We start from the raw sequence: 24,498 nt of genomic DNA, 5'->3' as shown, positions 1-24,498 counted from the left end.
CTTCGCGCGGACCCGGTGGCACCTGCTCACCATGAGGGTCTGACTGTGCGGCGCTGAGTCCGACATGCGCACCGATCTCTTCGATTTCGATCTGCCGCCCGAGCGCATCGCACTGCGCCCGGCGAGCCCGCGCGATTCCGCGCGGATGCTGGTCGTCGAGAATGGCGCGCTGCGCGACCAGATCATTTCCAACCTGCCGCAATGGCTAAGGCCGGGTGACCAACTCGTCGTCAACGACACCAAGGTGATCGCGGCGCAGTTGAAGGGCCGCCGCATCGGCCGCGAGACCGAGCCGAAGATCGAGGCGACCCTGATCAAGCGTCTCGACGGCTCGCGCTGGCAGGCGCTGGTGAAGCCGGCCAAGAAGCTCGCCCCCGGCGACCGTATCCGCTTCGGCAACGAGGGCAAGGTCTGCCTGCTTGGTCACCTCGACGCCGAGGTCGAGGCCAAGGGCACCGAGGGCGAGGTCACGCTGTCGTTTTCGTTCCACGGCCCGGCGTTGGACCAAGCCATCGCCGATCTCGGCAGCCCGCCGCTTCCGCCCTACATCGCCTCAAAGCGCACGCCCGACGATCAGGATCTTGCGGATTACCAGACCATGTTCGCGGCGAATGAAGGCGCAGTTGCGGCGCCGACCGCGGGCCTGCATTTCACCCCGGCGCTGGAGCAGGCGCTGCACGCGCGCGGCGTCAGCATCAACCGCGTGACGCTGCATGTCGGGGCAGGGACGTTCCTGCCGGTGAAGGTCGACGACACCGAAGCCCACAAGATGCACGCCGAGTGGGGCACGATCTCGGCCGAGACGGCGGAGCGGCTCAGCGCTGCGCGCAGGAACGGCGGCCGCATCGTTGCCGTCGGCACCACGTCATTGCGGCTGCTCGAAAGCGCCGCGCGCGAGGACGGCACGATCCAGCCATTCGCGGCCGAGACGTCGATCTTCATCACGCCCGGCTATCGCTTCCGCGCGGTCGATATTCTGATGACGAATTTCCACCTGCCGAAGTCGACGCTGTTCATGCTGGTGTCGGCGTTCTCCGGGCTCGAGACGATGAAGCAGGCCTATGCGCACGCGATCGCGCAGGGCTATCGGTTCTACTCGTACGGCGATGCGTGTTTGCTGTTTCGGGCGGCGCTTTAAACGGCAAGCCCAGCTCTATCACCGTCACCCTGAAGGTGCTCGCCTCTTCGGCGAGCCTCGAAGGGTGACGGCCCCGCTGCTAGATTTCGGCCGTGCATCCTTCGAGGCTCTCCGTGCAGCGCCTTGCGCTGCACGGCTCGCACCTCAGGATGACGGGCCGAAGATGTGTTACGCCATCACCCGCTGCGGCAACAGCTCCGCGATCTGCACCGCGTTGAGCGCCGCGCCCTTGAGCAACTGATCCGCCGCGACGAACATCGAGATCGAATGGCCGGTGGGATCGCTGAGATCCTTGCGGATGCGACCGACCAGGACGTCGTCCTGGCCCGAGGCGTCGATCGGCATCGGGAAGTAGTTCTTGGCGCGGTCGTCGACCACCTTCACGCCGGGCGCCTGCGCCATGATGGCACGGACCTGGTCCTCGCTGATCGGCTTCTCGCATTCGAAAGTGATGGCTTCGCAATGGGCGCGCAGCACCGGCACGCGCACGCAGGTGACGCCGACGGCAATCGACTCGTCTTCGAAGATCTTGCGGGTCTCCTTGATGACCTTGGTCTCTTCGTCGTTGTAGCCGGTCTCGGGATCGACGGCGGTGTTGTGGTTGAACAGGTTGAAGGCGTAGGGGTGCGGCATCACCTTGGGCGTATAGACCTGCCCATTGAGATTGGCGCGGGTGGACTCGACGAGCTCCTCCATCGCGGCGGCGCCGGCGCCGCTAGCCGCCTGATAGGTCGAGATGATCACGCGCTTGATGCGGTTCTTCTGGTGGATCGGCCACAACGGCACCAGCGCGGTGATCGCGGCGCAGTTCGGGTTGGCGATGATGCCCTTGTGGTCACGGATGCGGCTCGCGTTGATCTCGGGGATCACCAGCGGCACGTTGGGGTCCATGCGGAAGGCAGAGGAGTTGTCGACCACGACGGCACCGGCTTTGACTGCGATCGGCGCATACTTCTTGGAGATGCTGCCGCCGGCCGAGAACAGCGCGATGTCGACGCCGTCGAAGGAGCGCTCAGTCAATTCCTCGATGACCACGTTCTGCCCGCGGAACGACACCGTCTTGCCGGCCGAGCGGGCGCTCGCCAGTGCCTTGAGCTTGCCGACGCGGAAACCACGCTTGTCCATGGTGGCGATGAATTCGGCGCCCACCGCACCGGTGACGCCGACAATCGCGACGACGGGATCGTTACTCACTTTGTCCTCCATTGAGTTCTAGACAACAAAAAAGCCCCGGACCATCGAGGGCGGGGCTTGCCGTAGAGCTGATGCGTTTAAGTCGACGACCTACGCGCGCACGCCTCCCCGGGCCCCTTCGGCCGTGGTTTTGGTCGTGCGTTTGGTGGTCGTGAACATGGCGGCGACTTATGCGGGAGAGTCTTGCCCCCGTCAATGGCTTTTCGGCCCGGACGATGCCGGGGGGAGGCCAGCCGCTATTTCACCCTGGCGCCCGGCGGCTCCAGGGTGACCTCCTTGAGGTCGTCGCCGCTGACGACGACGATCGAGAAGTTCAGCCGGCCGCGTTCGCGGACCAGCCCGCCGCTGATGGCCTTGCCCGCGGCGGCGCGCTCGGCGACGCGCACGGCATCGGAGAGACGGTGCCTGATCGCACCCAGCGCTGCGAGGTTGCTGCGGTCCTCACGGTCGAGCTCGGTGAGGGGTAGGGCGGCTTCCCCGCCAACCAGTTCGCCGGTCGAAGCATTGATGGTGTGGCGCCAGATCCGGTCGTTGTGCAGGGTCTTCACCCGGTAGACCGGCACGCCCGAACCGCCGTCGAAGCTCACATCGGCGGTGGTGGCGCCGGCATGGCGGGCTTCGGCAATCGCCATGGCCTGGCTGATCGTGATCGACGAGCTGCGGAATCGTTCTATTTCGCGGCTGACTGCCTGGCGGTCCGCTTCGGCATCACCATCTGTGTCGCTGTGAAGCGCGGTCGGGGTGCTCGTGGTCACGATGGCCTGTGCCGGCGCGGCGATGAGCAGCGCGGGCAATGCGATCGCAAGCAGGTGCGAGGTCCATCGTTTGGCAGTCGTCATGCTCGAAACCCTCGGCCAGCGAGTGTGCCGGATGATCGTAAACAATTCGCCGCCGGCCTTGGGCATCGGCCGGCCGCGGAGCGCCGCGACAGGTTGTACCCGCCGCGGCGATCGAAGCGGGTCCGGACCTCTGTGGGGCTGGTGAAAAAGCGGCCCGAACCGACTGTAATAAAACCATACCGTATCGTTTTGTTTTGGTCAATGACACCGCACCGTCGCCCCCACCGGAAAGTGCGCAGGCTCACGGAATTGTCAGCGGGAGGGGCGGCGCCGCGACGTGAGTTTCGCGGCGTCCTGAACGCGGTCGGCAGGCCCGAGCGCGCCGGCCAGGAACAGCTTGATCGCCGCGCGCATGCGCTTCTCCGCGGCCTTCGGCTCCAGCGCCGTTCCGAACGTGGCCATGCGGTGCGTGTGACCGACGACGACGTCGAGGAACACCTCGGCTGCGATGGTGGTGTCGTCGACGTCGAGCGCGCCTTGCGCCGCGAGATGGTCGAAGAAGCGCGCCGTGGTGGCGACGGCCTTGAGCCAGCCTTCCTCCTTGCCGAGCTTGGCGACGTCGGGGAAGTTGATGGCCTGCGCCGTCATCATGCGGCTGAAGGCGACGGCATCGGGGCCGCAGGTGAAGGTCAGCATCTCGCGTCCGATCTCGACCAGCCGCTGCTCGACCGAAATGTTCGAGGCGCTGGAGAGCTGCGTCTCCGCCGCCGCCGACAGCGGTGCAAGCCAGCGCTCGATCTCGCGCCTCAGCACGGCCGCGAACAGGCCGCGCTTGTCGCCGTAGCGGGAATAGACGGTGGGCTTGCTGACCCGCGCAGCTTCCGCAACCGCATCGAGCGAGGTCGCATCGAAGCCGCGATCAAGGAACAGGCGGGTGGCGACCTCGATCAGCCGCTGATCGCGCTCGATCGCGGCGCTCTTCGTCGGCCGGCCGCCGCGCGATTTCGGCACCTCACGCCGTGGCGCTGCCGGTCTTGTCCTGGTCGCAGTCAATCCCATGCCCAATGATTCCTGCGCGTTTCTGACGGTCGTCCTTGCTCTATAACGCGCAGCAACCGGGGCGTCATCGCGATTCTGGCCGAAAGGGCCATATCGTCAACGGTCTCGATACGACCCCGTTCCTTGTGCCGCCTAAGGCAGCGCCGAGGTCCAGGCTTGGCCGGATGCAGCCTTCTCGTAGCCGTACTGGTAGAGCGCCCGCATATAGCCAGTGTCGAACCCTTCCGAAGGCGGCGCCGGATAGTCGCGCGCGATGTAGGAGAGATGGAAGCCCAGTCGGTTGCGCTTGGCGAAATCGTAGGTCGAGAAGATGATCGAGCGCGTCTGCGATTGCGTGATCGCCGACAGGCTGCGCGAGGCAACGTCGATGGTGCCGTTGGAGACGAGCTCGAAGTTGCGTTCGATCTTCTTGTTGACAAGGATGTAGATGTCCATCTTCGCATTGCCGGGCAGACGGCCGCTCTGGAACAACAGAGCTTCCGGCAAGGTCAGCACCGGCGCGGTCACGCCGCCATCGACATGCATCTCCTGAAACTTGCGGCCCCCGCCTTCGGCATCGATCATGATGGGCGGAAACACCAGGGGAATGCTGGCGGATGCCGCCATCACGTCGCGAAACAGCTTGAGAGCCTCGGGCGTTCCGACCGCGGCAATCCTGCCCATGTCCCAGATCGCTGTGCGCTGCGTGTCGAGGTCGGTCGTCACCACCAGCAGTTTGCGGCCCTTGGCGTGCTCGCGCGCGACCTGCGCCATGATCTCGAGCCCGACATAGCGTGCGACGAGCTCGCGCAGCCTGGTGTTGCCGAACAGGCCGGATCCGAACAGCACGCGCATGATGCTGGGATCGTTCAGGAGGCTTTCGGCGATACCGCTGGTGTAGACCTCCTTCAGCGTGTCGTCATATTGCGGTCCGAGAAATGCGAACGGCGCGATCAGGCCGCCGGTGCTGACGCCCGAGACGACCGAGAAGGTGGGGCGGGTTCGGGCCGCGGTCCAGCCGTTGAGCACGCCGACGCCATATGCACCGTCAGCACAGCCGCCGGAGAGCGCCAGATAGGTTTTCGCCGCAGTGCTGGTGTCCTTCTCGAAGCTGAACTTGGTGACCGGCTCGTCGGCGTAGCGCCTGAGCCCGTCGATATCCAGCACGCGCGAGACGCTGGCCTCAGTGGCCGTGTAGGGTGTGCGGGGCAGGGCGGTGCAGGCGCCGAGCGCCAGGCTGCAGATCAGGACCACCGATCCGATCAGGCCGACGCCAGTCTGCCTGATCCGGTCGCGCGAGGAGACGGAAGCGTCGGTCGAACACGAAGGGTACGGCATTGTCGGTGGCTGGCGATCACGCATCTACCGCCGCCGGCAAGTTCGCCGCGGCATTCTCGTCCAGCCCCCAAGATAAAACTACACTGTATCGTTTTGTTTGACAAGGGCGCGACACTCAATCCTCGTGTTTGGTCGGTGTCCCAGTCTGGCGCACAAACCGGCCCGAGCGCGATCGGCGGGTTGATCGGTCTGCTCCGACACGCAATAAGCACCGCATGAATCGCGACAATGACCTTCCCAATCACTTTGAGTTGCTTGCCACCGACGGGGCCGCGCGCGCCGGGCGGTTGACCACCCCGCACGGCATTGTGCGCACGCCGGCCTTCATGCCGGTCGGCACCGCCGGTGCCATGAAGGGCATGCACTGGCGCGAAGTGCGCGATGCCGGCGTCGATATCGTGCTCGGCAACACCTATCATCTGATGTTGCGTCCGACCGCCGAGCGGATCGCGGCGCTTGGCGGCTTGCAGAAGTTCACAGGCTGGAACGGAGCGATGCTGACCGATTCCGGCGGCTTCCAGGTGATGTCGCTGGCGGATTTGCGCAAGGTCAGCGAGCACGCCGTCACGTTCCGCTCGCACATCGATGGCGCCAAGGTCGAGCTGTCGCCGGAGCGGTCGATCGAGGTGCAGCGTTTGCTCGGCTCCGACATAGCCATGCAGATGGACGAATGCGTGCGGCTGCCCGCTGACCGCGCCGACATCGAGCGCGCGATGCAATTGTCGCTGCGCTGGGCCGAGAGAAGCAAGCGCGCCTTCGGGAGCGCCCCGGATGGCTACATGCTGTTCGGCATCGTGCAGGGCGGCGACGTGCCGCAGCTGCGTCATGCGAGTGCGCAAGGTCTGGTCGGGATCGGCTTCCATGGCTATGCGATCGGCGGGCTCGCCGTCGGCGAACCGCAGGCGGTGATGCTGGCGATGATCGACGAGACCGCCCCGCTGCTGCCGAAGGAACGGCCACGCTATCTCATGGGCGTCGGCACGCCAGACGACATCCTCGAAGCGGTGAAGCGCGGCATCGACATGTTCGACTGCGTGATGCCCACGCGCAACGGCCGGCACGGTGTCGCCTTCACGCGCTACGGCCAGGTCAATTTGCGCAACGCCCGCCATGCCGACGATCCACGCCCGCTCGATGAAGAGAGCTCATGGCCGTCGACGCGGAACTGCGCGCGCGCCTATCTCCATCATCTCGTCAAGGCGGGCGAGACGCTGGGCGCGATGCTGCTGTCCGAGATCAATGTCGCCTACTATCAGTCCCTGATGCAGGGCATCAGGGACGCGGTCGCACAGGGAAATTTCGAGGAGTTCTATCAGCGGACGCGCGCGGACTGGGCGAGGGGCGATATCGCCCCGCGCTAGATCAACGGTACAAACTCAATTGCACACGAGCCGCCGCTTCACGGCGTGCTTGGTCACGAAGCCATAGCCGCAATTATCGCAGGTCCAGAGGTAGCTGATCATGTGGTCCGAGACGTAAGCGGAAGCTTCGGCGGCGACCATGGAGTCGGCGCAGACGGGACAGGTCGGCAACTCGCTGCAACGCGGATCACGTCTTAGCACTACGGTCGACATCACTTCAGCAACCGCTGACATCGTGGTGACCTCCCTGCTTTGAGACCTAAGTCTAACATAAGCAGAATCAGTTGACGAGGTCGCAACACAAATGCGTTGGTTTTCTGCTAATTAAAGCTCACGCGATTTTGCGATGCAGCGTATTTAACATGTGCTGCATTGCCGCTTGCGTGTCGCCGCAAGCTGTCCGTAACTGCGCAAGGCCGCGACAGAGGTGCAGATCGTCGCCACAGGGAGTTCATCATGGACGCATCGTCCGACACGGGTGCAGCGCACCATCCCGGCCGCGGCCGGATCTATGACTCGATCGTCGATGCCTTCGGCAACACGCCCATCGTGCGCTTGCGCCGGCTGCCCGGCATGCACGACGTGAACGCGACCATTTTGGCGAAACTTGAATATTTCAATCCTGCCGCAAGCGTCAAAGACCGCATCGGTGCGGCCATGATCATCGCGATGGAGAAGGCGGGCATCGTCAAGCCCGGCACGGTGCTGATCGAGCCGACCTCCGGCAATACCGGCATTGCTCTCGCCTTCGTGGCGGCCTCGCGCGGCTACCGGCTCAAGCTGGTGATGCCGGAGTCGATGTCGATTGAGCGACGCAAGATGCTGGCCTTTCTCGGCGCCGAGCTGGTGCTGACGCCGGCGGCGCAGGGCATGAAGGGCGCAATCGCGGCCGCCGAGGAGCTTTTGAAGACGACGCCGAATTCGGTGATGCCGCAGCAGTTCAAGAACCTCGCCAATCCCGAGGTGCACCGCCGCACCACCGCGGAGGAAATCTGGAAGGACACCGGCGGCAGCATCGACTTCTTCGTGGCCGGCGTCGGCACCGGCGGCACGATCACCGGCGTCGGCCAGGTGCTCAAGCCGCGCAAGCCGGGCTTACGTGTGGTCGCGGTCGAGCCGGAGGAGAGCCCGGTTCTGTCGGGAGGACAGCATACCCCGCACAAGATCCAAGGCATCGGTGCCGGTTTCGTCCCCGACATCCTCGACCGCTCCGTGATCGATGAGATCCTGAAAATCAACTCGACCACGGCAATCGAGACCTCGCGCGCGCTGGCGCGGCATGAGGGCATTCCGGGCGGCATCTCCTCGGGCGCTGCCATCGCCGCCGCGCTCGAGATCGGCAAGCGGCCGGAAGCTTCCGGGAAGACCATCCTGGCCGTCGTGCCGTCCTTCTCCGAGCGGTATCTTTCGACGGCTCTGTTCGAGGGAATCTAGGACATGGCGGATCAACCGAGACGACCGCGCACGCTGGGCGATGCCAGGACGGAAGCCGAGGCGGCGTTCAAGAAGGTGACGACCAAGGTCGCCGCGGCGCCCCCTAAGCAAAACGCCGTGCCCGGCATCAAGGAGCAGGTCACGCTGCGCATCGATCAGGACGTGCTGGAATTCTTCCAGGAGGGCGGCCCCGGCTGGCAGGATCGCATCAACGAGGCGCTGCGCAAGGCGGCGGGGAAGTAGGCTCCGCCCCGACACGTCGGAGCAGCGGCGTCTCTCCGCAGACTGTGACATCCGCTTGGCGCGCATCCCTATCCTCGTCATTGCGAGGAGCTCTTGCGACGAAGCAATCCAGGCTTGTTCCGCGGAAAGATTCTGGATTGCTTCGCTGCGCTCGCAATGACGGAATATGCTGCACACTGTCCACACCAACGAAAAAGCCCGGCGCGAGCCGGGCCTTTTGTCGTCTGGGATCCGCCTTGCTCTCAGCGGCGGAACATGCCGCCCATCATGCCGCCGACGACGCCGCCGACGAAGGCCGCGCCGGCCGCATCGCCGGGATTGCTGCGTGGCTGGGGAGCCGGCGCCGGTGCGCTGCTCTGAGCCGGGGCGGTAGCGGCGCGCCGAGCCGGCTTCTGACTGGTGTCGCTCGCCGTCGCCGGGGCAGCCACGATTTCCGAGAGCAGGGCCTTGTGCTGGTGCTTGTTCAGGTAGCCTGAGGAGGGATAGCCGCGCGCCGTTTGCCAGCGCTTGAGCACCGAGCGCGTCTCGTCGTCGAACGTACCGGTCTGCTTGGTGTCGAAGCCGAGCGCAGTGAGGCGGCGCTGTACGTCGCGGCGTTTGTTCTTGTCGAGGCCGATCTGGTCCTCGGTGACTTGGGTCGCCTCATCGGTAAAGGTCGCAGGGTCGACGCCGGCGTTGAGCGTGCGGGTCGCGGTCGAGGGGCCGCTCTTGATCGCCGCAAGCCGTGCCAGCGCCAGCGCCTTGAACTGGCCGTTCGGGTAAGCGGTGAGGTAGGCGTTGAGCTCCTCGGGCTTGTTGGACTCCTTGACCGAGCGCCAGTATTCGAGCTCGACACCGTCCGAGCTTCCGGTTGCCGCCGGCACGATGCCGGTCGCGGTCGGGGCCGCGGCGGCGACCTGGGTGGCCGGAGCCTGATTGAGATAGACGGAGCCGGTCAGGTTGGTGTGACCCCAGGGCAGCTGGCCCTTGCGCGTCTCTTCATTGACCTGAGCGCGCACTGCCGTCATCGCCTGCTGGATCTCGACGCCAGGCTTGGTGATGTTGTCGATCAACGCACGCGTGAACGGGCTGTTGTTGCCCTCCTGACCATCGAGCGCGGTCTGGCCCGGGCCGGTGGCGAACGCGATCAGCGTGCCTTCGCCGGACTTCATTTCGGCGAGGCCGCTCTGGACGTTGACGCTGCGGGTCGCCGAATTCGACTTGATCTTGGCGGCGAACGGATTGTCGCGGCAGGCGTCGAGGAAGACGAGCTTGACCTTGGCATCGCCCATGGTCTGCTCGAGAGTCAGGTCGATGTTGATGGCGGCGCCCAGCTTGACGTCCATCTCCGACTTGATGTCGGCGTCGACGGGCAGCAGGTAATTGGTGCCGCTGACGGCGATGCCGTGGCCGGCATAATAGAACAGCGCGATATCGGAGCCCTGCGCCTTGCGGCCGAAATCGAGCAGCTTCTCGGTCATCTGGTCGCGGCTGAGATTGGAGCCTTCGATCACCTCAAAGCCGACATTGCGCAGCGTGGCCGCCATCGCCTTGGCGTCGATCGGCGGGTTCGGCAATTGCGCGACGTTCTTGTAGGAGCCGTTGCCGACGACGAAGGCGACGCGGCGGTCAGCCTTGGCGGCACTGATCGACAGCGCCATGCACATCAGCGAAGCGAGGAGGGTGAGATAGCGCATTCTGAAATCCCCAGAATCGAATTGCAGGCAGCAACAAATCGGCAACGAACCTACACGAAGTGCCCGACTTCGCGCCACCAAAACGGCAGTCCGTTACGTTCAACCCGCTGCTGTGTGGCCGAATGTGCACGATGGAGTGTCGCTCCAACGTGATCCAAATCACACGGCCACTTAGTTTTGTCGCGCGAGGCCGGCACGAGGTTCACCGTGCCTGGGCGGGAACCGGCGACGCCGGCTTCAAGTTGAGTAAATTGCCGAACAGGATCAGCGCGGCACCGAGCACGGTCCAGGCGTCGAGCCGCTCGGAATACAACAGCCAGCCGGCAGCTGCGGTCAGCGGAACGCGCAGGAAGTCCATCGGAACCACGATCGTCGCATCGGCATAGCGCATCGCGCTGGCAAGGCAATAATGTGAGAACGTGCCGCAGACGGCGATCACGCCGACCCAGGCCCAGACATAGAGCGACGGCCAAGTCCAGACGAACAGCGTCGGAACGAAACCGGCGACCGACTGCACCACCAGCATCCAGAACAGGATCGAGAGCGCGCTCTCGGTGCGAGTCAGCGATTTGACCAGCGCCATCGAGACGCCGAATCCTATGGCGGCGCCAAGGGCGATGAGCTGCCCCGGATTGATCTCCCCGGTCGAGGGGCGGACAATGACGATAACGCCGACGAGGCCGAGCACGATGGCGGCGATCTTCCATGGCGTCATCCGCTCGGACAGGAAGCTCGCCGCGAGGACGGCCGTCCAGATCGGCATGGTGAATTCGATCGCCACCACCTGGCCGATCGGGATCAGCGTAAGCGCAAAGAACCAGCCGAGCTGGGCAACATAGTGCACCAGGTTGCGGCCGACATGCTGCGGCAGGCGCGATGTCTTGAGCACCCTCCAGCCGCCGGCGCGGTAGATGATCGGTGAGAGCAAGACGAAGCCGACCAGCGACCTCACTTCCATGATCTGAAAAACATTCAGCTCGCGCGTGGTCTCGCGCCCGGCCACCGCCATGACCAGCATCAGCGACAGCCAGCCGGCCATCCACAACGCGGCCATCATTTTCGACGGTGTGGTGCTCATTTGCGGCGGATGCGGAAGGGTGGATTAAGAAAGGGGCGGCCGGTATCGGCGACATTGCCGCCGTTTGCAACGGCCAAATCTGCGGATGCAGCGATGCTGGGTGGCATGCTAAGGCATCGACGAACAACGACAAAAACCGGGAGACATTGCCCATGCGCATCTTGCAGCCGGCCGAGTGGAAAAAACCGCGCGGCTTTTCCCACGGCGTCGTGGCCGAGGGGCCGGGCCGGTGGGTGGTTCTCGCCGGCCAAACCGGGGGCGACGAGGCCGGCAATTACGCGCCCGACATGGCAGCCCAGGTCGCGACTGCGCTGAAGCGGATCGTCAAGCTGCTGGGTGAGGCCAGCGCCGGCCCCGAGCACATCGTCCGCCTGACCTGGTACCTGACCAGCCGCGCCGAGTACGAAGCGGCAGGTGCCGGCATTGGCGCGGCCTGGAAGGAAACGCTCGGACGCCATTTTCCGCCCTCGACGTTGCTCTATATCGGAGGCCTCGTGGACGAGCGCGCCAAGGTCGAGATCGAGGTCACGGCGTTCGTGCCCGGCACATAAAAAATCGACCCGGCGGGGCCGCCGGATCGATGGTCGTATCGCTTGGTGTCCTACTTCGACATCGAGATATGCGCGCCGCGGAACTGGCTGTCCGCGCGCATCGTGACGTTTTGCTTGTTGCCGGACGTCTTCAGAGAGATGTTGGCGTTGAAGCCGGCGGCGGAGGCCACCAGCTCGTAGTTTCCGCCGCCGCCGCGGCCCTGGAGCGAACCGGAGATGTTGCGGCTGGTCTCGGACCAACTGCCTGCAATGGCGTTGCCTTCGGCCTTCACGTTGGCGCCGAGGTTGAATTTGTAGGCATCGCTGGCGCAGGTCAGCGACATCTCCATGGTCGGTCCGATCGGCGCGTATTTGGCCCGGCAGCGGATCCGCTCGGTCGAACCATCATCCAGCGTGACCGTGCCACCGCCGCTCCAGGTGCCCGCCAGCGGGGCAAACGGGCCGGACTGGGCCTTGCTTTGGGTATTGGCGATTCCTGCCGCAAACAAAACGGCGGCCGCGATCAGCAGCCGCCGTTTCCGGGCGCGAGCCTCAATTTGTTTACTGGCGCGATGCTTCCCACCGCCCGCTGCACGGTATGCCTGCAGATGCTCCATTCCACTTCCCCGATCCGGCGTTGCCGCTGAGTTGACCGTTGGCATATGCACCATTGATCGAAACTTTCACAAGTCCCCCACTGCCGATGGTGCCGGAAACGTTAGCGCCGGGCGCGGTGATCTTGCCGTCGGCAACCGTCAGCATGGAGCTTGCGGTCGGCTCGCACGAACCGCTCTTGGTCACGATGGTGACTTGCCAATTGCCGTCATAGGGATTCTGGGCGAAGGCGGGAGCGGCGAGGGTGCCAGCGATAACTGGGGCGGCACAGAACACCGCAATGCGACCAAAACGCATGAATTCGTCCTTGAATGTGTCTGAGTAGCTGACGCTTATTCGCACGAAATGTGACGGAAATTTGTTGCGATGCCAAAGCGAAAATTGTTCCTGTTGGAACAATGGTTTATTTGCGCTGTTGGCTCCGATTTCCGAAGCGGAATCAAGGCCGCCTCACGTTAAGGGTAAACGTCAGGACGACTCGGAAAGGGCTTGGCCCAGAAGGCGTCTCAGCGGGGCTTGGCTCAGGAGAGGCTCGGCGCGGAGGTCGCGAACTGCTCGTCCTGGGCTTTGGCGGGGAGCGCCTTGTGGACCTTGGCGTAATCGATCACGTCGGCCAGCAGCTTGAGCCCGAGCGGCGCCAGCGCGCGCTCCCAAAGCTCTCGTGCGGTCTCGCCCTTCTTGACGAAGCACCAGTCCTGGGCGGCGATCGCGCCGGCATCCATGCGGTCGGCGAGATGGTAGATCGTGCCGCCGGCGATCGGGTCGCCTTCTTTGATGGTCCATTCCACCGCGGCCTTGCCGCGGTGGCGCGGGAGCAGCGAGGGATGATAGCCGATCCCGCCGAACCTGGCGGCGGCGAGCGCATCCTTGCCGATCCTGGCATGGCTGTGTGCTGTGATGATCAGATCGGTGTCCGGGGCGATCTCGGAGGCCACCACCAGCTTGGGATTGGCTTGCACCTGCACCTCGATGCCCGCCGCTTTGGCCGCCGCGGCGAGGCGGTCGTCGGCGTCGGCCACCACGACCCGGACGACCGAGACGCTGTGCTCCCGGAGCATGTTCAGGGTGGTCACGCCGAAATGGCGGGAGCCGACAAGGGTTATGCGCATGAGTGTCCGATCCGTTTCGCAACTGCGTCATCCCCCGATAACACGTCCGCACGCCCTGTCACCACCCGCGCAGCACTTGCGTGGGTTATCAACAATCCGCCAGGCGCCGCTTGCGCGAACTCTGCGATTGCGTAGTCGAGCCGTGCGGTGCTTCCATGCGGGCATGACACCGGCTCGGGAGCGAAGGTATGCGCAGCGTCGGGTTTCTCACGCCACGCCTCACGAAGTCATCGGACGGTAACACGATCTCAACCAGCTTGGCTTATCGACGAATTCGTCGCGGATTTGTATTGCGTACCGCGACACCGAAATCGTCCGCCGGCGTGGGCGCGCCCCGCCGGGCCTTTCGCCGGGACTGATCTCATGCCGAACGCGATCGAGCAGATCGTCGACGCCTATGTGCGTCTGAAGAACCGCCGTGGACTCGACGAGCTGATGATGCACCGGCAGCGGCTCGCGGTCGATCTGAAGAGCCGGTCCGGCTATGATTTCAGCCTGCCGATTGGTCAGATCGACGAGGAGATCGCGATCATCGAGGCGGGGCTCAGCCGGCTCAAGGCGGACAAGTCCACGATTTAGACGTCGGCATCGTGCGTGGGGCTTGGCGTTGACGCATTGTCGCAGTCCAAGCCCGGTTCATGCGGGGTTCAGGCCAGCCGTGGCTCAATTGTCGGGTCGTTTCGTGGGACGCGAATCCTGATAGGCTTGCCACGTGATTTGGAGGAATCGTCATGATCGAGCTTGCGCTGGCCGGCTTGCTTGCGTTTGCAACCGTGCCTGCGGCACCGACAGCACCCATGGTGGAGCAGGTTCAGTTCAGGGGCGGTCCGGGCGGGCAATGTCCGCACGGCTACGATTACAACCACTCGAACGGCCGCTGCTATCCCAACGACCATCACGCGCCGGGTTTCTACGCCCGGGATCCCGGTCCGGGCTATGGGCGCCGTGGCGGCCTGTGCCCGCACGGTTACGACTATAATTACTCGACAGGCGAGTGCTACCCGAATGATGCGCACGCGCCCGGCGCTTACGGTCGCCCTCAATACTACGGACGACGCGGCGGGCTCTGTCCGCACGGCTATGATTACAACTACTCGCAGGGACAGTGCTACCCGAGTGGCGCACGTGCGCCGGGCTTGTATGGACGGTAATTATCGCCGTGCTGAGGCGGGCGCGCTCAGTCGCGCCGGCCGCCGTCGATCACCGTGAACAGCGGCCGCGCCGGCGTCGGCTCGACCAGCAGTTCCTCCACCAGTGCGGTTGCCGCATCGACATATTTTCGGGTCGGCTTGTCGAGAGGGCGCTTGGCCTCGTCGTCGAGCGCAACTTTTGCGGCCTCGACCAGCTTGCGCATACGTGCGGCATGGTCGTCGCCCGCGGTCAATGTCGCGCGCGCCAGCGAGCGCAGCACGAACAGCTCGCCCTCGAGGCGGAGCAGACGGTCGTTGAGCCTGGTCAGGACGGCGTTGAGGTCGGCCATGGCGCTCGAAGCGGAGGATCCAACCTGATCTAGCCGCGATCGGTGAACGTAATGCAAACGGCGCCGGCGCAATTCGGTGAATCCGGCGTCACCGCAGGCGGCTTACCATTCGACGCCGGCCCAGCGCCGCCCGAATACGGGCGGCCTCGTCTTCACGGCCTGCCAGCCGAAGAAGTGGTGCTTGCCGGACCAGGCATGCACGACGCCGCTGCAGATGCCGCATTTGAAGCTGCCGCTGTGAGCCTCGCTGTGCTCCTCTCTAGTCGCGGTGTAGTTCATGCCGCAACTCGCACAGGTGAATTGTTCGATCGTCCAGATGCTGTTGGCCATGGCCCAGAATACGTTTCGGTGACTGCAATGCAGCGTAGTCACCACCGTTTGCAGCGGCGTAAACCGGCGCCGGGAAATCCGGTTAACCCGCGTTAGCCAAGCCGGGTTGGGGGCGGGCGATGCGGTATCCGGCAGCCGGTCGTCTTGACGCCAGATGCGTTGCTGGCAATAACGGCTGGGCCCGCAAGCGCGGAAGTTGCGTTCATGCCGCAAGGAAAGCTGTGCCCGTGAAAAGCCTCCGTCAGTTGCTGACGGGAGAGGACGTCATCCAGCTCGTGATCCGGCTCGGCCTGCTCGCCCTGCTGATCATCTGGACCTTCCTGATCATCCGCCCATTCGTGCCGATCCTGGCCTGGAGCGGCGTGCTGGCGGTCGCGTTCTATCCGGCGTTCAGCTGGGTTGCCAAGATCCTGGGCGGACGGCCCAAAACCGCAGCAGCAATCCTGACCCTGATCACGCTGGGTATCGTCATCGGTCCCGCGACCTGGCTCGGCATCAGCGCGGTGGACGGCGTGCGTGAACTGGCGCACCAGCTCGGCACCGGCGACCTCGTGCTGCAATCGGCCCCGGAGCAGCTCAAGTCCTGGCCGCTGGTCGGCCCCTGGCTCTACGAGCTCTGGGATCAGGCCTACAACAACGTTCGGACGGCGGTGCGCGAGGTGGCGCCGTATCTCCAGCCGCTGGCCGGCCCCCTGCTCTCGTTCGCGGGCGATGCCGGCGTCGGCACGCTCCAGTTTCTCGTCTCGGTGTTCGTGGCAGGCTTCCTGTTTCCGCATGGGCCGCGGCTTGTCGCCGCCGGCCGCGGCTTCCTGTTTCGGATCGTGCCGGAGCAGAGCGAGCATTTCCTCTCGCTCGCCGGTGCGACCATCCGCGCCGTGGCGCAGGGCGTGATCGGCGTGGCGATCGTCCAGGCGCTGCTCGCCGGCATCGGCTTCAAGCTCGCCTCGGTACCGAGCGCGGGCCTTCTTGCCTTCATCGTCCTGCTGCTCTCGATCGTGCAGATCGGTGCTTTCCTGGTGCTGCTGCCGGTGATCATATGGATCTGGACCGCCAAGGACGTCACCACCGCGCTGCTGCTCACCGTGTTCTTCGTCCTGGTCGGCTTCATCGACACCATGCTGAAGCCGCTCGTCATGGGCCGTGGCCTGACCACGCCGACCATCGTGATCTTCGTCGGCGTGATCGGCGGCACGCTGGCCCACGGCATCGTCGGACTGTTCATTGGACCGATCATCCTGTCGGTGGCCTGGGAAATGATGATGGCCTGGATCAGGACCGAGGACCGGGCGGAGGCGGCGAAGGGGTGATCTCGCGCCGGCCAGCGTGCGGTCTGCCCGCCATGCCGCACCGGAATCGGTTCGGTTCGGCCTGTGATCAAGGGGCGCCGCCAACTTGTCTGTTCGACTAGACAAGTTACCATTGAGCCGATTCTGTTTTCGATAACGGCGCCAATGGCAAAGTCTTCCAAGCTAGTTGCCGCCAGGCGCGGCAAGGTATTGTTGGTCAGACGCCGGTCGGACGGCCTGTGGATGTTTCCTGGCGGCCGCAAGCGTGGGCACGAGTCGGAGAAGGATTGCCTGCGGCGGGAGATCAAGGAGGAATTGCCCAAGCTGAAGCTCGGCAGGATCAGCCTCTGGAAGGAAGTGAAGGCGAGGAACAAGCGCTCCGGCCGCAAGATGAGCGACGCGATCTTCATCGCCAAGTCCGCCAAGGGCAGGCTGGCGATCGGCGACAAGAAGGAGATCGACCGCGCCGCCTGGCACAAGCCCCGCGGCATCCGCCTGACGGCGACCTCGCGCTACATCCGCGACCGCCTGTTTCCGCGCAAGCGGCGGCGAAGCTGAGCCGCTAGTCCTCCCGCGCCACCGATCGCGTCCGTCCGGCAAATCTCCTCGACTGCGCCACCTCCGGCTCGGGTGCGGCAAGCTTCGCAGCCTGGAGCTCCCGCATCTCCTTGCGGACCTGGCGCGCATCGCGCATCGCCCGCTTGATGAAAGGATGTTGCGAGTCCTCGGCGAAGAACAGCACGACTTCGCAGCTCGGACATTGCCTGGAATAGCCGTCCTGCAACCGCCCGGCGCGATCGCGAAACACGTTCTTGCACCGCGTGCACTGAATCTGGACTGAACTCATGCGCGGATAACAATCACTTTGAAAATGGATCGTCAGCTGATCCGAAATGTCTGAAGAAAGCTTGAATGCCCTCGTGGCCGGATGCCGACAGACGTCGCGCGGCGGAGCGATCGGCTCGTCGCGAACGACGCCGGTTCGAACCGTCGGCCAGCCGTTATTGCTTGGCCGCCATCGTCTCCAGGCAATGGTTGAGAAAGGCGGTGCGGTCCCTCGGCAACACCTTCTCGAGATCGGCCTGCCGCGCGCATTCGCGCTGACGCAGCTGCTCGGCCCGGCGCTTCTCGGCCGCCTCGCGGTATTCGGGAGCGACCTTGTTGGGATCGACCAAGGTCTGTGCGTGAGCGGGGACCGTAGCAAGCAGCGCGACGGCGCCGATGAAGATGAAAATGAATGGTTTCAAATGAGCCTCCGTCAAAGCGCGCATCTTAGCGCGCGGCGTGCACGCGCTCAAACCGGGCGATGCGGTAGCCAGTTCCGGCCAGGTCGGAGCGCCTCCGGCACGGCGTGTGAACCAGTTCACAAGCGCGCGGCGAAACCGCTGCTATGAAGACGTCATTGCTTAACCGATTCATTTCGAACGAACGCCCCAGCGTGGCTCCAAGCGCTGGGGCTTTTTCGTGCCTCCATTGTCACGGCCAAGAGCAGATCGAAAGGGATCGCGCCGCCGCCTCGAACGTTGTCGAAGAGGGTGCGTTCGCAGGACAAATCCCATATGCATGGCGGCGAGCTGCCGATTCGAGGGGCAAGGCGGCTCGCATTCAGTTTGCGGCAGTTTAAGAGCAGAAACGGGTCCAAGTGAGGCTTTCCAGGAAGGCAAGGGTGGCCAAGAAGCCGCCGAAGAAGAGCAAAGGATCGCAGCGCGCCACGATCTCGTCTTCGTCGCCCCTCGGCATGATGGCCCTTCATCTGCTTGCACAATGGAAGCAGTCCGGACGCAGCGGCATCGTCTTTCTCGCCGAAAGCGAGAACAGGGCGGAGCGGCTCGGCAGCGTCATTCACGCGCTCGACCCCGCCTGCGAGGTGCTGGTGTTTCCGCGCCTGAACACCTTGCCGTTCGATCAGCTGGAGCCGTCGCACGAGCTCGCGGGGCGCAGAGCCTCCGTGCTGAGGCGTCTTGCGAAATCCAAGAATCCGGTGTTTCTGGTATCGACGGCGGAAGCGGTGATGGAGCGGATGCCACCGCCGGCCAGCCTGTCGCGCCTCAGTCTGAGCTTGAAAGTGGGCGGCACTTTCTCCGAGCACGACCTCGAGACCCGCCTCCAATCCCTAGGTTACGATCTCGACGATGAGCCGGACTATCCGGGCGGGGCGCTGTTCCACGGCCAGACCTTCGAGATATTTCCCGCGGGCGCGCTGGGGCCGTTCCGGATCGAGCATTCGCAGCACACGATCAAGCGGATCGTGGCCTTCGACCCGCATGAGCACAGGATTATCTTCGAGACCAGGGAACTGCTCGTCGATCCCATGTCGGAGCGGCTCGGCCTCGCCGGCAAAGGCGGCAAGCGCGCGAGCCTGTTCGACTATTGCGCGGGCGCCAAATGGATCGCCGATGCAGGCGTGCCGTCGCACGCCGACGGATGGCTCGATACGATCGAGGAGGCCGCGCCCCGCAGCGAGCGGGAGCGCGAATATCTCGGGCGCAGCGATTGGAAGCGGCTCTCCAAGGGCATCAAGGTGCTGCCGCGGACGGCGTCGTTCCAGGCCATCCCGGAATTTTCGAAGCTGACATCCTCCCGGAAGGCGTTGCGTGGCTTCGTCGAGGAGACGCGTCGGGCCGGGTCGCGGCTGATCCTCGTCGCCGCGCACGAGGACGATCTGCGCGTGATGGAGCGGATGAGTGGGGTCAAGGCGGAGCGCTGCGAGAACTGGGAGGAGGCGGCGCGCGGGCGGGGCGGCGAGATGGCGCTGCTCGCCGATCTCGATGCCGGCTTCGTCGTGCCGGCGAAGAAGCCTCTGGTCGTGGTGACGGCGTCCGACGTGCTCGGCAGCCGCGCGCATCATCCGCAGCCGATGGCGCGCGCCTGGAGCGCGGCCTTCGACCATGCCGATGCGCCGGAGCAGGGCACGGTGGTCGTTCATCTCCAGCGCGGCCTTGCCGTGCTCGACGGCCTGCAGACCGTCAATACCGGCGGCGGCGCGATGCGCGAGATGATCCGCCTGAAGTTCGCCGGCGACAATGCGGTGCTGGTGCCGCCGCCCGATCTCGCCTTGATGTGGCCTTACGCCGCCGAGCTCGGTAGGCTTTCACTCGACAAGGCGGACGGCAGCACATGGTGGGCGCGCCGCAGCGAGGCCGAGCGCGAGATCCAGATCGCGGGCAAGGCGCTTGCCAAGCACATCAGCCAGCGCCGGCGCCGGCGCGGCGAAAAGCTGGTGCCGCCGGGATCGGCCTACGAGAAGTTCGTCGCGCGCTTTCCTTACTTCACGACCATCGACCAGGCCCAGGCGATCCGAGACGTGCTGGACGATCTCGCATCCGGCCATCCAATGGACCGGGTGATCTGCGGCGACGTCGGCTTCGGCAAGACCGAGGTGGCGCTGCGCGCTGCGGCCGCGGTGGTGCTGTCGGGCAAGCAGGTGGCGGTCGCGGTGCCGACGACGGTGCTGGCGCGCCAGCACGTCGCCACGTTCCAGAAGCGCTTTGCGCCGTTCGGCATCGAGGTCGGCAACCTGTCGCGCGCGACCTCGGGCGCGGCGCTGCGGGAGACCAAGGAGGGCCTGCGCAGCGGCCTGATCAAGGTCGTGATCGGCACGCAGGCGCTTACGGGCAAGGACGTCAGGTTCGACGATCTCGGCCTCGTCATCGTCGATGAGGAGCAGCATTTTGGCGCGGCGGAGAAGGCCAAGCTCGCAGGGCTCGCCAAGAACGTCCATGTGCTGATGATGAGCGCGACGCCGATCCCGCGGACGCTGGCCGCCGGCCTTGCCGGCTTCCGCGATCTCAGCGTGATCGCTTCGCCCCCGGTGCACCGGCTTCCGGTCGCGACCCGGATCGCCCCGCTGTCGGATGCGGCGATCGCCTCGGCGCTGCTGCGCGAGCAGCGCCGCCACGGCCAAAGCTTCCTGATCTGCCCGCGTATCCAGGATCTCGATCCCATGCTGGCGCGGGTGCGGGCCGTGGCACCTGACCTTCGCATCGTCTGCCTGCACGGCAGGCTGGCGGCCGACGAGATCGACGACCGCATGATGAGCTTCGTCGAAGGCCATGCCGACGTCCTGCTCGCGACCAACATCGTCGAGAGCGGCCTCGACATTCCCCGCGCCAACACCATCGTGGTGTGCTGGCCGGAAAAGTTCGGCCTCGCCCAGCTGCACCAGCTGCGCGGACGCGTCGGTCGCGGCGGCATCCGCGCCTTCGCGCATCTTTTGACCGAGACGGAGTCCGGGCAATCCGAGAAGCGCCTCGCCGTACTCGAGGAGTTCAGCCGGCCGGGCGCGGGCTTTGCCATCAGCGAGCGCGACCTGGATCTGCGAGGGGCGGGCGATTTGTTCTCAGAGGAGCAATCCGGCCACGTCCAGGTGTTCGGGCCCGTGCTCTATAGCCACCTGCTGAAAATGGCCTCGGAGAAGACCGACGAGCAGCAGGCTGCGCTGTGGGTGCCCGACCTCAACCTGCCGGTCGGGGACATGCTGCCCGAGAGCTATGTGCAGTCCGAGCCGGTGCGGCTCGAGCTCTATGCCCGCGCCGCACGATGCAACGACGAGGACGATCTCGACGACCTCGAGGAGGAAACCTCCCGCCGCTTCGGACCCTTGCCGAAGCTCGCGCGCGACTTCTTCGCCGCGGCCAAGCTCAGGATCGAATGCAAGCGACGCGGCATCATCCGCCTCGACGTCGGCCCTGAAGCTGCGGCCGCGACGTTCCTGCCCGGACGCTTGCGCAAATCGCGGGGCAAATCGCTGCAACGCGACGGCGACCGCGTCGTCTATCACAGCCCAATGCGCGATGCGCCGTTCGAGCGGGTGGAGGAGCTGTTCGAGCTGCTGGACGAGGGGTAGGACATCAAAAAGTGCGAAAACAACCCCATGCACAGTAGCTAAGTGCTTGCGCAGCAATGCGTTCTGTAACAGCGGAAACTTCGGTTGGACCGATGGCGTGGTTCCAGGCACGCGCTGGCACATGACCGGATCAGCTTGGGTTTCTCCATCCGGTGCGTCATGACGAAACCCTGACAATGGGCCGTTGATATGTCGGGCAAAACGCTGGCATGATACGAACTTCGGAAAATCCGTTGCGAGGACGGGTGTTGGCCGGACGCGGCGAGGAGTTTGCAGATCCGTAATCGGCCGGGGGCGCCGGTCTCGGCCGCTAACGTGGAATTAATTCAGAATGCTCACAATTTGAGGCAGTTGTGTAAGGGTGCTGCGTACAAGGACTCGTCGCGAGGACGTTCCAAGGGCGGCTGCCCGTTGCTCGCTCATTGGGGTCCATGCACGTGACCACGACATTCGAAACGGCAAGCTTTGCCGAAGAACTCGACGCCGTCGCACTGGCCGACGCCGCGGCAGCGCAGCAATCCGAAACTCCCGAAGCCACGGAGCCGGTCAAGCGGTCCAGCCGCAAATCGATCATGGCCTTTGCGCTCTGTGCGCTCGCCATCAACGGGGCGGCGGCCATCTACACCTCGCCGGCGGATCTTTCCTCGCTGAACGTCGGTCGCCTGGCCGAGCTGCTTCCGCGCCTCGAAACGCCGGAGCCAAAGCCGGACCCCGTCATCGCTGCGCTGAAGGACATTCAGGCGGCCCAGCAGCAACACACCGCGTTGCTGCAGCAGAACAATCAGGCCGCGGATCAGAACTCGGTTCTGCTGCAGCAGGATTCAATGCTGCTGCTGTCGCTGCGACAGAGCATCACGGACGAGCGGATCGACGTGAAGAAGATCTCCTCGCAGCTGTCGACCTTGATGGCAAAGGTCGATGCGCTGCAAAGCACGATGATGTCGGACGTCACGTCATCCATTCGAAGGTCGAATGCCCGCTACGGACTTCCCGCCGCCATGCGCAAGCGGATGGTGCGAGAGGTCCAGCCGCTGGGGCCGGTGTCGGTGGGCGGCGCTCCGCTGACCGTGCCGGCCGCCACGCCGGATAGCTGAGGCTGGCGAGCTAAGCAGCTTGCTCCTCGAACGAGGTGTAGATGCGGCCTGTGGGATCAACGACCTGAACGTCCCAGCAGCCGTCCTCGACCAGCTCTCGGGCCTTCCTGAGGGCCGCCGCGAGTGAAGGCCGCTTGAGGCTGACGATGCCCGCCGTGTCGAAACCCTGGATTTCAAACATGCCGTTCCTCCGGTTTCGGTGAAGCGTACACGTTTCCGGCGGGATGTCAGCGGGTTTATGGGGTGGGCTCCTGGAGCAGCCGCAGATGCCAGGCACTAGCAGTGCGGGGCAATTGGACGCACCGGTGCAATCGTCGAGCGCGCCGTCACGGCCACCCCGGTTTCAGGCCAGCGGGATGGTGTCTACCCGCAGACAGGGACGGCACTGATAGGCATGCTCAGCGGGAAGCGTGAAGATGGCCGGCAGCGTCGCCAAGAACGTCATCGGCCGTCTGCACTTGGAGCAGATCAGAACGGGCGGACTGTCCTTCGCTGCGCAAATCATGGCCAAAATGCCTGGAGCGGGAGGGCACAATAGGCGCATGCCGCGTGAAGTTCATCTCGGGGCGACTACTGGACTCTATCGGAATTTGGCGCGCTCGCTTGCGAGGAAGTCGCAGCGCCAATTCGGTGGAGCCCTCCGCGGCCCTTTTGAGGATCGCTCCGATGATCGATGGCGGATCAGAATTGGCGCTTACCGCGATGCGTGATGCGTTCGCAAGAGCTCGACCCGTCCTACGCGCTTTTGATAGAACTTGACGGATCGCAAATCGCAGGTGAACGAGCCACATACCTTATTGGTAGTCGATCTCCGGCCCAGCCCAGGCTTGGGATCGGCGAGGCCCGGTGGCGCACACGCCACAACATCAATACCCCAGCCACCGGGTCGCCCATAACTCTCGCAGCGTGCATCAACCGGCGCAGCTCCGGCCTTCCTGCGTCAGCTCGAAGCTCTCGCCATTGGTGCGGAGCAAGCCTGCCGCGACCATTTGCTTGGCCAATGACAGGCTGCACACGGGATGCGAGCCGCCCGGATGATACAGCCGCGCGCCGCGCGCGACCAGGTGTCCATACAACAGAGCGAGTCGCAGCGGCTTGACCATCCCGGGCGAGACATTTGGCATTCCTGCAAAAGCGTCCGGAAGGCCCTTCGTTCCTGCCCCGAGGCGAACTTGACGACGAACAATTGTCAGTCTGCGGAGCATTGACCACAGATGGTTGTGGCTACTTGCCCGCGAGCGACTGCATCGCCTCCAGGAGGCGTTCAAGCCCGAATGGTTTCTGGAGCATGATGCTGCCTGACACCGGACGCGGAGCGGCGTGCGTGTAGCCGGTGGCGTAGATCACCGGCAAGCGCGGGTTGGATTCCCTGCACTGGATAGCAACATCCCAGCCCGTCAGCGAACCTGCCAACCTGATGTCGGTGAACAACAGATCAGGCGCGGCTTCGGCACAAAGCTGAAGCGCACGTTCACCGCTGGCGGCTTCCATGACCTCGTGCCCGTGCGTCTCCAGGATGTCGACCACCACGTCTCGGATCAGGTCTTCGTCTTCGGCTACAAGAACCCGCAAGTCGTCCTCCAGTCGCGCTCTTCGTCCACGACGTGAGGACCCATGCGCAGGAAACGTGATGCCGGCTGGTTGGGGTCGCCTCCGCCAGTTCGGCCGACGAGCCAGCCAGACTCAAGTTGGAAAAGAGCGCTTTGTTCCTGCGTACCTGTTGGGCCGCGCGGCTGGTTGTGGTTCTGGTCGCGGCTTCAGCAACCTGCCCGCAGCCTCGCGATCGCCTGGGCCGGGCCGGCGGAATGCTGTCGTTCAGTTGCCGGGCCTTGGCCTCCAGCCGTATTCCTGATGCGAAATCGTGGCTGTGATGTCGGCCTCTTTGTCTGCCGAGAGGCGCCAGGCTGCCACTCCGAAGCACAACGTCAG

Annotated in this window: 28 protein-coding genes; 11 read left to right on the top strand and 17 right to left on the bottom strand. The window is 64.6% G+C overall.

The window, feature by feature from the left end; all coding sequences use genetic code 11:
• Window positions 1–64 precede the first annotated feature (64 nt).
• On the top strand, window positions 65–1,138 hold the full coding sequence (gene queA / locus HZZ16_RS24620; protein WP_197952455.1) for a tRNA preQ1(34) S-adenosylmethionine ribosyltransferase-isomerase QueA: 1,074 nt from the start codon (window positions 65–67) through the stop codon (window positions 1,136–1,138).
• A 168-nt stretch (window positions 1,139–1,306) separates the two neighbouring features.
• On the opposite strand, the gene HZZ16_RS24615 is transcribed toward queA, so the two are convergent.
• The 4 genes from HZZ16_RS24615 to HZZ16_RS24600 all read right to left on the bottom strand — a co-directional run bounded on the left by HZZ16_RS24615 (window position 1,307) and on the right by HZZ16_RS24600 (window position 5,487).
• Window positions 1,307–2,344: an aspartate-semialdehyde dehydrogenase gene (locus tag HZZ16_RS24615; protein WP_197952454.1), complete on the bottom strand. Its 1,038-nt coding sequence runs from the start codon at window positions 2,342–2,344 to the stop codon at window positions 1,307–1,309.
• A gap of 224 nt (window positions 2,345–2,568) precedes the next feature.
• Window positions 2,569–3,171 (bottom strand): PepSY domain-containing protein, encoded by a 603-nt coding sequence (locus tag HZZ16_RS24610; RefSeq protein WP_197952453.1) that lies wholly within the window; start codon window positions 3,169–3,171, stop codon window positions 2,569–2,571.
• 252 nt (window positions 3,172–3,423) lie between these two features.
• Window positions 3,424–4,170 (bottom strand): TetR/AcrR family transcriptional regulator, encoded by a 747-nt coding sequence (locus HZZ16_RS24605; protein ID WP_197952452.1) that lies wholly within the window; start codon window positions 4,168–4,170, stop codon window positions 3,424–3,426.
• A 132-nt stretch (window positions 4,171–4,302) separates the two neighbouring features.
• Window positions 4,303–5,487: a patatin-like phospholipase family protein gene (locus HZZ16_RS24600; RefSeq protein ID WP_246510407.1), complete on the bottom strand. Its 1,185-nt coding sequence runs from the start codon at window positions 5,485–5,487 to the stop codon at window positions 4,303–4,305.
• A 215-nt stretch (window positions 5,488–5,702) separates the two neighbouring features.
• On the opposite strand from HZZ16_RS24600, the gene tgt reads away from it, so the two are divergent.
• Window positions 5,703–6,848 carry a tRNA guanosine(34) transglycosylase Tgt gene (tgt, locus tag HZZ16_RS24595; RefSeq protein WP_197952450.1) on the top strand — a complete coding sequence of 382 codons (1,146 nt, stop codon included), beginning with the start codon at window positions 5,703–5,705 and terminating at the stop codon, window positions 6,846–6,848.
• 15 nt (window positions 6,849–6,863) lie between these two features.
• Here tgt and HZZ16_RS24590 read toward each other — a convergent pair whose 3' ends face one another.
• A complete protein-coding gene (locus HZZ16_RS24590) occupies window positions 6,864–7,082 on the bottom strand; it encodes a hypothetical protein (protein WP_197952449.1) in 219 nt (72 codons plus the stop codon).
• A 222-nt stretch (window positions 7,083–7,304) separates the two neighbouring features.
• Here HZZ16_RS24590 and cysK point away from each other — a divergent pair, with 222 nt between their 5' ends.
• On the top strand, window positions 7,305–8,282 hold the full coding sequence (cysK, locus tag HZZ16_RS24585) for a cysteine synthase A (protein ID WP_197952448.1): 978 nt from the start codon (window positions 7,305–7,307) through the stop codon (window positions 8,280–8,282).
• 3 nt (window positions 8,283–8,285) lie between these two features.
• On the top strand, window positions 8,286–8,525 hold the full coding sequence (locus HZZ16_RS24580; RefSeq protein ID WP_197952447.1) for a BrnA antitoxin family protein: 240 nt from the start codon (window positions 8,286–8,288) through the stop codon (window positions 8,523–8,525).
• Between the two features lie 242 nt (window positions 8,526–8,767).
• Here the strand turns inward: HZZ16_RS24580 and HZZ16_RS24575 are convergent, their stop codons facing one another.
• Both HZZ16_RS24575 and HZZ16_RS24570 read right to left on the bottom strand, forming a co-directional pair.
• Window positions 8,768–10,201: a caspase family protein gene (locus HZZ16_RS24575; RefSeq protein WP_197952446.1), complete on the bottom strand. Its 1,434-nt coding sequence runs from the start codon at window positions 10,199–10,201 to the stop codon at window positions 8,768–8,770.
• 202 nt (window positions 10,202–10,403) lie between these two features.
• A complete protein-coding gene (locus HZZ16_RS24570) occupies window positions 10,404–11,279 on the bottom strand; it encodes a DMT family transporter (RefSeq protein WP_197952445.1) in 876 nt (291 codons plus the stop codon).
• Window positions 11,280–11,431: 152 nt separating this feature from the next.
• Between HZZ16_RS24570 and HZZ16_RS24565 the strand changes: the two genes are divergently transcribed.
• Window positions 11,432–11,830, top strand: coding sequence for a RidA family protein (locus HZZ16_RS24565; protein WP_197952444.1), 399 nt, complete (start codon window positions 11,432–11,434; stop codon window positions 11,828–11,830).
• 50 nt (window positions 11,831–11,880) lie between these two features.
• Here the strand turns inward: HZZ16_RS24565 and HZZ16_RS24560 are convergent, their stop codons facing one another.
• From HZZ16_RS24560 to HZZ16_RS24550, 3 genes are all read right to left on the bottom strand, one after another.
• Window positions 11,881–12,426 carry a hypothetical protein gene (locus tag HZZ16_RS24560; RefSeq protein ID WP_197952443.1) on the bottom strand — a complete coding sequence of 182 codons (546 nt, stop codon included), beginning with the start codon at window positions 12,424–12,426 and terminating at the stop codon, window positions 11,881–11,883.
• On the bottom strand, window positions 12,371–12,721 hold the full coding sequence (locus HZZ16_RS24555) for a hypothetical protein (protein ID WP_197952555.1): 351 nt from the start codon (window positions 12,719–12,721) through the stop codon (window positions 12,371–12,373). The genes HZZ16_RS24560 and HZZ16_RS24555 overlap by 56 nt, the downstream gene beginning before the upstream one ends.
• Window positions 12,722–12,945: 224 nt before the next feature.
• On the bottom strand, window positions 12,946–13,533 hold the full coding sequence (locus tag HZZ16_RS24550) for a formyltransferase family protein (RefSeq protein ID WP_197952442.1): 588 nt from the start codon (window positions 13,531–13,533) through the stop codon (window positions 12,946–12,948).
• 363 nt (window positions 13,534–13,896) lie between these two features.
• Between HZZ16_RS24550 and HZZ16_RS24545 the strand changes: the two genes are divergently transcribed.
• Together HZZ16_RS24545 and HZZ16_RS24540 are read left to right on the top strand one after the other, a co-directional pair.
• On the top strand, window positions 13,897–14,112 hold the full coding sequence (locus HZZ16_RS24545) for a hypothetical protein (RefSeq protein WP_157286042.1): 216 nt from the start codon (window positions 13,897–13,899) through the stop codon (window positions 14,110–14,112).
• A gap of 152 nt (window positions 14,113–14,264) precedes the next feature.
• A complete protein-coding gene (locus tag HZZ16_RS24540) occupies window positions 14,265–14,684 on the top strand; it encodes a hypothetical protein (protein ID WP_197952441.1) in 420 nt (139 codons plus the stop codon).
• Window positions 14,685–14,710: 26 nt separating this feature from the next.
• Here HZZ16_RS24540 and HZZ16_RS24535 read toward each other — a convergent pair whose 3' ends face one another.
• Complete coding sequence (locus HZZ16_RS24535) at window positions 14,711–15,013, bottom strand: hypothetical protein (RefSeq protein ID WP_027575377.1); 303 nt, start codon at window positions 15,011–15,013, stop codon at window positions 14,711–14,713.
• A 102-nt stretch (window positions 15,014–15,115) separates the two neighbouring features.
• Window positions 15,116–15,343 carry a hypothetical protein gene (locus HZZ16_RS24530; RefSeq protein ID WP_197952440.1) on the bottom strand — a complete coding sequence of 76 codons (228 nt, stop codon included), beginning with the start codon at window positions 15,341–15,343 and terminating at the stop codon, window positions 15,116–15,118.
• A gap of 221 nt (window positions 15,344–15,564) precedes the next feature.
• On the opposite strand from HZZ16_RS24530, the gene HZZ16_RS24525 reads away from it, so the two are divergent.
• Together HZZ16_RS24525 and HZZ16_RS24520 are read left to right on the top strand one after the other, a co-directional pair.
• Window positions 15,565–16,650, top strand: coding sequence for an AI-2E family transporter (locus HZZ16_RS24525; RefSeq protein WP_197952439.1), 1,086 nt, complete (start codon window positions 15,565–15,567; stop codon window positions 16,648–16,650).
• A gap of 144 nt (window positions 16,651–16,794) precedes the next feature.
• On the top strand, window positions 16,795–17,187 hold the full coding sequence (locus HZZ16_RS24520) for an NUDIX hydrolase (RefSeq protein ID WP_197952438.1): 393 nt from the start codon (window positions 16,795–16,797) through the stop codon (window positions 17,185–17,187).
• Between the two features lie 4 nt (window positions 17,188–17,191).
• Here the strand turns inward: HZZ16_RS24520 and HZZ16_RS24515 are convergent, their stop codons facing one another.
• On the bottom strand, window positions 17,192–17,437 hold the full coding sequence (locus HZZ16_RS24515; protein WP_376707588.1) for a hypothetical protein: 246 nt from the start codon (window positions 17,435–17,437) through the stop codon (window positions 17,192–17,194).
• Window positions 17,438–17,630: 193 nt separating this feature from the next.
• A complete protein-coding gene (locus HZZ16_RS24510) occupies window positions 17,631–17,900 on the bottom strand; it encodes a hypothetical protein (RefSeq protein WP_197952436.1) in 270 nt (89 codons plus the stop codon).
• Window positions 17,901–18,367: 467 nt separating this feature from the next.
• Here HZZ16_RS24510 and HZZ16_RS24505 point away from each other — a divergent pair, with 467 nt between their 5' ends.
• Entirely contained in the window at window positions 18,368–21,475 is a 3,108-nt protein-coding gene (locus HZZ16_RS24505) for a DEAD/DEAH box helicase (RefSeq protein WP_197952554.1), read from the top strand.
• Window positions 21,476–21,906: 431 nt separating this feature from the next.
• A complete protein-coding gene (locus tag HZZ16_RS24500) occupies window positions 21,907–22,569 on the top strand; it encodes a hypothetical protein (protein ID WP_197952435.1) in 663 nt (220 codons plus the stop codon).
• Between the two features lie 10 nt (window positions 22,570–22,579).
• On the opposite strand, the gene HZZ16_RS24495 is transcribed toward HZZ16_RS24500, so the two are convergent.
• The 3 genes from HZZ16_RS24495 to HZZ16_RS24485 all read right to left on the bottom strand — a co-directional run bounded on the left by HZZ16_RS24495 (window position 22,580) and on the right by HZZ16_RS24485 (window position 24,141).
• Entirely contained in the window at window positions 22,580–22,750 is a 171-nt protein-coding gene (locus tag HZZ16_RS24495) for a hypothetical protein (RefSeq protein WP_197952434.1), read from the bottom strand.
• 730 nt (window positions 22,751–23,480) lie between these two features.
• Window positions 23,481–23,672: a hypothetical protein gene (locus HZZ16_RS24490; protein WP_246510405.1), complete on the bottom strand. Its 192-nt coding sequence runs from the start codon at window positions 23,670–23,672 to the stop codon at window positions 23,481–23,483.
• A 121-nt stretch (window positions 23,673–23,793) separates the two neighbouring features.
• On the bottom strand, window positions 23,794–24,141 hold the full coding sequence (locus HZZ16_RS24485) for a response regulator (RefSeq protein ID WP_197952432.1): 348 nt from the start codon (window positions 24,139–24,141) through the stop codon (window positions 23,794–23,796).
• Window positions 24,142–24,498 lie beyond the last annotated feature (357 nt).

This window comes from Bradyrhizobium glycinis (assembly GCF_016031655.1).
GTDB lineage: Bacteria > Pseudomonadota > Alphaproteobacteria > Rhizobiales > Xanthobacteraceae > Bradyrhizobium > Bradyrhizobium glycinis.
The sequence above is the reverse complement of the archived record's forward strand: the minus strand, read 5'-3'. Positions and strand labels throughout refer to the sequence as shown.